The 8230-nt window shown below is 61.7% G+C and carries 8 protein-coding genes; 5 read left to right on the top strand and 3 right to left on the bottom strand.

Annotated elements, in window-relative coordinates; translation table 11 throughout:
- Positions 1–158: 158 nt before the first annotated feature.
- The 4 genes from HMPREF2605_RS09675 to HMPREF2605_RS00760 all read left to right on the top strand — a co-directional run bounded on the left by HMPREF2605_RS09675 (position 159) and on the right by HMPREF2605_RS00760 (position 4018).
- Entirely contained in the window at positions 159–584 is a 426-nt protein-coding gene (locus HMPREF2605_RS09675; RefSeq protein ID WP_070846659.1) for a metal-sensitive transcriptional regulator, read from the top strand.
- Between the two features lie 63 nt (positions 585–647).
- Positions 648–863, top strand: coding sequence for a heavy-metal-associated domain-containing protein (locus HMPREF2605_RS00770; protein ID WP_044150011.1), 216 nt, complete (start codon positions 648–650; stop codon positions 861–863).
- Positions 864–892: 29 nt separating this feature from the next.
- Positions 893–1279 carry a hypothetical protein gene (locus HMPREF2605_RS00765; protein WP_049346209.1) on the top strand — a complete coding sequence of 129 codons (387 nt, stop codon included), beginning with the start codon at positions 893–895 and terminating at the stop codon, positions 1277–1279.
- 207 nt (positions 1280–1486) lie between these two features.
- Complete coding sequence (locus HMPREF2605_RS00760; RefSeq protein ID WP_070846658.1) at positions 1487–4018, top strand: heavy metal translocating P-type ATPase; 2532 nt, start codon at positions 1487–1489, stop codon at positions 4016–4018.
- 270 nt (positions 4019–4288) lie between these two features.
- On the opposite strand, the gene HMPREF2605_RS00755 is transcribed toward HMPREF2605_RS00760, so the two are convergent.
- The 3 genes from HMPREF2605_RS00755 to HMPREF2605_RS00745 form a co-directional block, all read right to left on the bottom strand.
- Positions 4289–4945, bottom strand: coding sequence for an NAD(P)H-dependent oxidoreductase (locus tag HMPREF2605_RS00755; RefSeq protein ID WP_070846657.1), 657 nt, complete (start codon positions 4943–4945; stop codon positions 4289–4291).
- Positions 4946–5070: 125 nt separating this feature from the next.
- Positions 5071–6516 carry an MATE family efflux transporter gene (locus HMPREF2605_RS00750; RefSeq protein WP_083324831.1) on the bottom strand — a complete coding sequence of 482 codons (1446 nt, stop codon included), beginning with the start codon at positions 6514–6516 and terminating at the stop codon, positions 5071–5073.
- 88 nt (positions 6517–6604) lie between these two features.
- Entirely contained in the window at positions 6605–6997 is a 393-nt protein-coding gene (locus HMPREF2605_RS00745) for an RNA-binding S4 domain-containing protein (RefSeq protein ID WP_005504266.1), read from the bottom strand.
- A gap of 321 nt (positions 6998–7318) precedes the next feature.
- Here HMPREF2605_RS00745 and HMPREF2605_RS00740 point away from each other — a divergent pair, with 321 nt between their 5' ends.
- Positions 7319–8146 (top strand): hypothetical protein, encoded by an 828-nt coding sequence (locus HMPREF2605_RS00740; RefSeq protein ID WP_049354080.1) that lies wholly within the window; start codon positions 7319–7321, stop codon positions 8144–8146.
- The last annotated feature ends 84 nt before the right edge of the window (positions 8147–8230 follow it).

Below are 8230 nucleotides of genomic sequence, written 5' to 3'. Positions count from 1 at the left end.
TTCGCCGTGGGTCTTTAACCCGCAGTGAAGGCACTAACCTATCGAAAGGTCCGTAACCTATCGAAGAATCCCCCTATCGACAAGCCCCCGCACCCATACCGCGTAACAACTCGTAACACCCCCTTGCGGCATACCCCCCTAGGGTATATACTGGAGTCATGGAAACCACCAGCAACCAGTGCTGCCACAGCACATCCACCCAGGTCAGCACCGCATCCGGCACACCCGCCGAAAAACCCACTGAGGCGCACACTGGCGCATGCTGCAGTGGCGAGGCGCCCGAAACCCAGTACGGTTACACCTCCAACAAAGAGGCGCACCTCAAGCGCCTGCGCCGCATCGAAGGGCAGGTTCGCGGCATCGCCCGCATGGTCGATGAAGACAAGTACTGCATCGACATCCTCACCCAGGTTGCCGCGGTCTCCAAGGCGCTCCACGCCGTCTCCCTGAACCTGCTTGAAGAGCACATCGGCCACTGCGTGACCGGCGCCGCCATCGAATCCGAACGCACCGGCGACCCGACCATCGCAGAGGCCAAGGTCAAAGAGGCAACCGCCGCAATCTCCCGCCTCATGCGCAGCTAAACACGCTGCCCCTAAACACCGGGCGGCCCCAAGTTTTCAACCCATTACCGAAAGGAAATCATCATGAGCACCACCACCGTTAAGGCAACCGGCCTGACCTGCAACCACTGCGCTATGAGCGTCAGCGAAGAGGTCAGCGAAGTTCCCGGCGTGACCGGCGTGACCGTGGACGTCGTCAAGGACGGCGTCTCCACCGTGACCATTGAGCACGAGGGCACCCTCAACACCCAGGCTGTTGCAGACGCTATCGTAGAGGCTGGCTTCACCCCCGCCGTCTAGCGCGGCAGCCGGCTCGATTAGGAGTCATCATGGCTTACCCTCCGCAGTACATTGCGATGGTTGTTGGCGCGGTCCGCACCCTTGTCGGCGCCGAAAACATGCACCTGCGCGACGCGATCACCCGCGTGGCCAGGCAGATGAATCTGGATGCGGCGCTGGTCGATTCGTGGGTGAAGCAGAGCCCCGAATACACGGCGCGTGAGGATGCGCCCGGTGCGGCGCGACGTAGCGGCACGAGCGCGAATAAGCGTTCCGCCGAGCACGAGCAGGGCGTGAAGGCGCGTGAGAAGGCGAACGCTTCGCCGTTCCCGCGGGCTGCCGTGAAGCGTGCCTACGGTGTGTCCGATCGTGGCGCGAAGGTGACAGGTATTCGCCCGCGCACGAGCAGGCCGGATGGGCTGCCCGGCGACCACTAAGCCGCCGCTTTCACAGCCGCAGCATTACTCCCGCCGCCGCGTTTACAGCCTCGCGGTTTTACCCGCGGCTTTCACTCCCGCGACACCCTCAGTACTGCACCCTAAACACTGCACCATACACCGTCCGGGGCGGGGTCCTTCGGGGCCCCTCCCCCGGCTTGGTGTACCTTTTTCTACCCTCCCGTTTTTGAGTTTTGAGGAAGTATTGTGTCTTCTACACAGCCTTCAACAAGCACCCGCGAGACCTCATCACAGAGTGAGCGTTCTCTTTTTAATCCTGCCGGAACGACCGTAAAATCAACGGAATCCACCCGAATCATCCACGTGGATATTCAGGGTATGACCTGCGCATCCTGCGTGGGTCGTGTGGAGCGTAAGCTCCGCAAAATCCCCGGCGTTGACCCGGCGGTGAACCTGCCGCTGGAGTCGGCACGCGTCATCGTACCCGCGGGTGTGAGCGACGAGCAGATTGTTGAGACCATCAACAATGCCGGCTACACGGCGCACCTTAAGAACGGGCCGCGCGCGGGCGCTGGAACGAACGCGAGCGCATCCGGCGGCGGCCACCATCACAGCACTCCGAGCATGAATGGCGGCTTCACTGACCGCATTATTTATGCGGCGATTTTGGGTGTGCCGATTTTCTTGATTTCGATGTTCCCGTCGTTCCAGTTCCCGAATTGGGGTTGGGTTGTGGCGGTTCTGACGGCGCCGGTTGCGTTTTGGTGTGCTGCGCCGTTCCACCGTGCGGCGCTTATTAATGCGCGTCATGGCTCGTCCACGATGGATACGCTGGTGTCTCTCGGCGTGGTGTTGGCGTATTTCTATTCGCTGGCGCAGCTGCTCATGAACCCGGCGTTGACGGCGCATGTGCATCATGCGGGCGGTAGTTTCTGGTCGATGTTTACCGGCAACCATGCGCCGCTGTATTTTGATTCGGCGTCCATGGTGACGCTGTTTCTGCTGATTGGTCGCGCGATTGAGCACCGTACTCGCAACCGTTCTTCGGAGGCGCTGCGCACCCTGCTGAGTATGGGTGCGAAGGAGGCGACTCTGCTGCGCACCGATAAGCAGGGCGTGACGAAGCAGGTGCAGGTTCCGGTGGAGGACCTCATGCCGGATGACCTGTTCTTGGTGCGCCCGGGTGAGAAGATTGCCACGGATGGTGTGGTGGTTGAGGGTTCGTCGGCGGTGGATGCGTCCCTGTTGACGGGTGAGTCTGTGCCGGTGGAGGTGCATCCGGGTGATGCGGTCACGGGTGCGACGGTGAATACGTCTGGTTCGTTGACGGTGCGTGCGACCCGTGTGGGCACTGAGACGACTCTGGCGAAGATGGGTGAGCTGGTGGCGAGCGCGCAGGAGACGAAGGCTCCGATTGCTCGCTTGGCGGACCGTGTTTCTGCGGTGTTTGTGCCGGTGGTTTTGACGATTTCGGCGCTGACCCTGGTCGGCTGGTGGCTGGTTTCTGGTGACGGTGCGGCGGCGTTTAATGCGGCGGTGACGGTACTGGTGGTGGCGTGCCCGTGCGCCCTGGGTTTGGCTACTCCGACGGCGCTGCTGGCGGGTACGGGTCGCGGCTGGCAGTTGGGCATTTTGATTCGTAATGCGCAGGTGTTGGAGGCGACGAGCACGGTTGATCGCGTGGTGCTGGATAAGACCGGTACGGTGACGACTGGTGAGATGTCTGTGGCGTTCTACGGCACCTTTGGTGACTATGAGTCGGCGGGTGACTTGTCCGGTATTTCGCCGGAATCCTCCGATTCCAAGAACGAGCGTTCCCTGTCTGTTCTGCGTGATGCCGCCGCCGTGGAGGCGCTGAGTGAGCACCCGATTGCCCGCGCGATTGCCGGTTTTGCCCGTGAGCAGGGCGTGCTGGCGGAGGGTGCTTCCGCACCGAGTGTGAGCGGCTTTGAGGGTGTTCCCGGAGGCGTGCGCGGCGTGCTGAGCAGCGCGGGTGAAGGCGCTGAGAATGGCGCCGAGTATGGCACCTCCCAGCTGGTTGTGGTGGGTACTCCCGAGTACCTGCAGGCGGCGGGTGCGCAGCTGAGCGAGGCTCAGTTGGCTCTGCTGGACCAGGCTCGCCGGGCGGGTCTGACGACGGTGGTTGTCGCCCGCGGCGAGGCCCCTGATGAGGCCCCGAACGGTGCAGCCCCGAGCAGCACCTCCGCTCTGCAGCCGGTCGGCATGATTTCGGTTGCCGACACCCCCAAGCCGGAGGCGGCAGAAACCATGGCGCAGCTGCGTGAGATCGGCATGGAGCCGATCCTGCTCACCGGTGACGCCCCGCAGGTTGCGCAGGCGATCGCCTCGCAGGTCGGTATTTCGGCTGAGAACGTGTACGCCGGTGTGACCCCGGAGGGTAAGTCGCAGGTGATTGAGAAGTTGCAGGCTGCCGGTCACCGCGTGGCGATGGTCGGCGATGGCGTGAATGACGCCCCGGCGCTGGCTCTTGCTGAGCTGGGCATTGCGATGGGTTCGGGCACGGACGTTGCCGCGGAGGCAGCCGATATTGTGCTGACCCGTTCGGATGTTGCTTCGGTGGTGACGGCACTGCGTCTCTCCCGCGCTACGCTGCGCACCATTAAGTCGAACCTGTTCTGGGCGTTCGCCTACAATTCGGCGGCTATTCCGGTTGCCGTGGCGGGCCTGCTGAACCCGATGATTGCGGCTGCGGCAATGGCGTTTAGTTCGGTATTTGTGGTGCTGAATTCTATGCGTCTGACGGCGTTTAGGAAGTAGCACCCTACCGTTATACAGAATGAATTGCCCCGCGCGATTTCAAACGAAAATTTCAAAAGCGCATCTCACCGTGCTTTTTGCACGGTAAAAGATATAAAGAAATGCACCGCCCGTGTAAAGGCGGTGCATTTCTTTATATTTAGTTTTCACGGGCGGCGGCTTGAACACCTAGCTCAAACGTCTAGCGCGAACGCCTAGCTCAAACGCCCCACCCGAAAGCCCGAGCTCAACAGCCCGGCAAGAAAACCTCGCCGAGAGCCCGACAGAACCTTACGCCCAGGTGACCAGGTCCTCGATGGAGCGGCGGCTCTTCGGAGCAATCTCGTGGGCACGGTAACCGAAGGTCACAGCCACGGACACACCGAACTCTTCCGGGTCGAACAGGCCGGCAGATACGAGCAGCTCGTTCACTGCTTCGTAGTTCATACCCTCAATGGGGCAGGAGTCGATGCCGAGCATTGCGGCGCCGGTCATCATGTTGCCTAGGGCGATGTAGGTCTGCTTGGATGCCCAGTCGAAGAGCGCGCGGTCGCTTTCCAGGACCTTCATGTCGTTCTTCTGGAAGTTGCCGTAGCGTTCGAGTGCGGCCTCCATCTGCTCCTCGGTGAGGTTGCGGCCTTCGAGGGTGCGGCGCATCCACGGGGTGTCGTAGCGCAGGCCCTTCTTCGCCAGCAGTACGACCAGGTGGCTTGCGTCGTCGAGGGCGCCCGCCATGCCCCAGGCGATCGGCTTGAGCTTTTCGCGCAGTTCGGGGTCCTGGATGACCAGGAACTTCCACGGCTCGGTGCCGACGGAGCTGGGCGACAGGCGCGCAAATTCGAGGATTGCGGCGAAGTCTTCGTCGCTGATACGGCGGTCGGGGTCGTAGGCGCGGGTTGCGCGGCGGCGGGCGAAAATTTCGAGGGCTTCTTCGCGGGTTACGGTCACGGTTTCATCCTTTGCATGAGGGTTTCAATACCCTGTCATGCTACACCTGCGGAGGGTACGGGCGGTCTAATTGTGAGCCATTACGCCCAGAGCACGTATGTTCGAAGCAATCAGGCTCGAAGGGTTTAGGCACCGGCTTTCATCCACACATCCGAGCGGGCGCGGCGGCCAAAAATGACCGCGCGGATTCCTTGGAAGTACAGAATATACGCCGCCCACAAGCCGCAATACCCGGCGAGCGCATCCATGGTGCCGGCACCGACCGCCCAGTGCAGGCCGAGCATGACGGGCACGTACATCACCAGCATGATGAAGCAGCCGATTGCCAGGTATTTCACGTCCTGCGCGCCCATGAGGATGCCGTCCAGGGTGAACACGTATGCGGCGATGGGCTGGCCGAGGGCGATGATGACGGTGGCGATGGTGAAGAGGAACGCCACCTGCGCATCCTGCGTGAAAATCCAGGAGCCGAAGAAGCCAATGAGCGGGCAGATCAGGCCGGTGATCACGCCGTAGATGAGGCTCATGCGGAGCAGCCGGTTTTTCAGCTGGCGCACCTTCACGCGCTCGGATTCTACGTTGAGGTCGCGTTCGCCGAGTTCCTTGCCGAGTAGCGCCTGGGCGGCGATGGCGAGGGAGTCCAGGGCGTAGAGGAAGAGGTTAAATACGCCCATGCCGAGCTGGTAGGCGGCGGTGTGTTCGGTGCCGAATCGTGCCACGACGAACACGGTCAGCAGGGAGGCGATGCGCATGGATAGGGTGCGCAGCATGAGCCAGGAGCCGAGTGAGAGCACCGAACGCATGCCGGCGACGTCGGGTGCCCAGCGGACGGCGTGTTCGCGGGTGCCGCGCATCATGACCACACCGAGCGCGGCCGCCATGCCCCACTGGGTGAGGGAGGTGCCGGTCGCCGAACCGGCAACGCCCCAGCCGACCGGGTAGATGAGCAGCCAGTTCAGCACGATGTTTACGAGCGTGCCGACCGTGGCGACTTTGAGCGGAGTAACGGTGTCTTGCAGTCCGCGGAGCGTGCCGACCTGCGCGAGGATAATCATCATCGGCGGAATGCCCCAGAGCGAGTGGTGCAGGTAGTCGAGGGCGTAGCTCATGGTTTCGTCGGTCGCGCCGAGGCCACGCAGCAGCGGGTCGGCGAAGGCGTATCCAGCGATCATGAGGAGCATGCCGAGGCCGAAGGCGACCCACACGCCGTCCACACCGATCTGCCAGGCGCGGCGCAGGTTCTTCTCGCCGAAGGCGCGCGCCACGGCGGGCGTAACGGAGTAGGCTAGAAAGTTCATGAGACCCACGACCGTGGTGACGAGCGTGGCGGCGATGCTCATGCCCGCGAGTTCTGCTTTGCCGAGTTGGCCGATGAGGGCGGAGTCGGTGAGCACGAAGATGGGTTCGGCGATGAGCGCACCGAAGGCGGGTACGGCGAGGGCGAGGATGCGTCGGTTCAGCGAAGGCTCGGCAGTATTCTTCACGGGCGCGCCGGGCGCAGTGCTACCGGGTTCGGTGCCGCCGGGTTCGGTACTACTGGATTCAGCCATAAGGTGCTTCTGTGTGCTCATCCTTCTAGGCTACTCCCCGCCGCCGCGGCGGGTGCCTGCGCGCGGGGCGGGGTGCACTCTACGAGATGGGCGTGCGAGACGGGCGCTGTTAGGCGCCTCGGCCGCGTAGTTCGTCGAGGGCGCGGCGTTCCTTCTTGGTGGGGCGGCCGCTGCCTCGTTCGCGTTTGGCGACCGGCGGCATGGAGAGGTAGGCGGGGCGCGGGCCGGAGAGGTCTTCGTAGCAGGTGACGGCAATGGGCGCGCCTACGCGTTTGACGAGGAGTTTTTCAACTTTGAAGACGCGTTCCCAGCCGGGGTAGCGAACCTTGACGATATCGCCTTTTTTGAGTTTTTGGGAGGGTTTGGCGGGGGCGTCGTTGACGCGCACGTGGCCGCCTTTGCATTCGTCGGCGGCGAGGGAGCGGGTTTTAAAGATGCGCACTGACCAGAGCCAGAGGTCGAGCCTGGCGCTGGTTAGTGCGTTGGTGTCTTCTGCGGTCATGTGTTCATTGTGGCGCGAGGCGGGCGGGGCACCAAATCAGGTGCGCCCGCCTGCCCGTCCTGACTCTCCGCCGTTTTCGCAGTGGTTTCGGCGGGGTTCCACCATGGTTTTACCGAACCGCGCCGCAACCAGCACCGAACCCGCCATGCGGCGGAAAATTTTCTGCTGCACGCACCTCCCTATTGAGCGCAAAACCACATCCACTAGGGGTATTGTTAAGTCACCTTCTCAAGAAGTGTTCTTAAGGCCACCTAGTTCGCGTGGTCTACGGGGGGGTGGCCGCGACGCCACGGGCTCCCCGTAACAGATTGGATATACACCATGTCAGCTTTGAAAAAGCTCCTGGCGGCTGCCCTCATCAGCACTGTGCTGTCTTCTTGCTCCTTCGGCCCTTCTCTAGAGAAGGACGAAAGCGCCCGAGCAATCTTCGACGTAGAAAATGACCAGGTGATCCTACCCCTGGATGCATACGACACCACCGGTAAGGACGAATACTTTACCAAAGCCCTTGAGCTGGCACGCAAAAAGTGTTTTGCCGAACACGGGCAGCACTACGAGATGTTTGTCCGCACCGAGGGGGCCGGCAGGAACTACGGCAGGACCTACGGAATCTGGAATGTTGAGCGCGCCCAAAAATACGGCCTCCACGAGCCCAATGAATCGAATACGCTGGATCTGTCCTCCCCTGCGCCCTCCTCCGACCCTGGGAAGGATGTCAGGACCGAATGTTATCAGCGCGCCGTCGATGAGATGAAGCAAATTGGAGAGATACCATTCGGCTCCACCACGTTTACGCGTTTGGAGACCGACGCCCGAAATGCCGCAGGCGATAGGCAACTCAAAAAATCTCTCGACGACGAGTGGAAGCGATGCGTCAAGGATAAGGGCCTCACCCCCGATAGTGAGATGACCGTCAAAGAATCGAAGAATATTCCTCAGAGCGCCGTCGCCTCCGAAGAAGAAATTCGAATCGCCACTATCGAGGCGCAGTGCAATCAGGATGTAGGCCGTTCGCAGAAGCTCTACGACCTGGAGGCGCAGTACCAGAAGCCGCTCGTCGCCAAGAACCAGGCAGCCCTGGAGAATGAGCTCAAAGAATTCAAGCGCCGGGACGAGAAGTTCAAACAGTACGTCCTCGACAACCAGTAACAGCGAATAGCAGTCGGTAGTCCGACAGAAAAGGGTGTGTGCCGTGTTCAGTGAACACGGCGCACACCCTTCTTACCTTGTACC

Origin of the sequence: Rothia sp. HMSC065C03 (genome assembly GCF_001837295.1) — a bacterium.
Classification (GTDB): Bacteria; Actinomycetota; Actinomycetes; order Actinomycetales; family Micrococcaceae; genus Rothia.
This window is presented reverse-complemented; position numbering and strand designations above follow the sequence as displayed.